Raw genomic sequence first — 318 nt, 5'->3', positions numbered from 1 at the left:
GGGACCGGGCTCGGCGTCGCCGGGCTGATTTACGCGCTGCGCCACTGGATTCCGGTCCCAGGCGCAGGCGGCCACATGGACATCGGTCCGCGCACGCCGCGCGACTTCGAGGTGTTTCCGCATATCGACAAGCTCGATGGCCGCATCTCCGGCGAGCAGATCCTGTGCGGCCGCGGGCTGGTCAACCTCTATCGCGCGGTGGCCAAGGCCGACGCCAGGCCAATGCCGTTCACGACGCCGGCCGAGGTCACCGCGGCGGCGCTCTCGAAATCCGACGCTGTGGCGGAAGAGGCGCTGTCGCTGTTCGTCACCTGCCTC

Annotated in this window: 1 protein-coding gene; it reads left to right on the top strand. The window is 69.5% G+C overall.

The features are described from left to right. On the top strand, positions 1–318 hold a 318-nt coding region (locus tag EN804_RS35945; RefSeq protein ID WP_189602214.1), incomplete at both ends, for a glucokinase.

Origin of the sequence: Mesorhizobium sp. M8A.F.Ca.ET.161.01.1.1, from assembly GCF_004792105.1 — a bacterium.
Classification (GTDB): Bacteria; Pseudomonadota; Alphaproteobacteria; order Rhizobiales; family Rhizobiaceae; genus Mesorhizobium.
The sequence above is the reverse complement of the archived record's forward strand: the minus strand, read 5'-3'. Positions and strand labels throughout refer to the sequence as shown.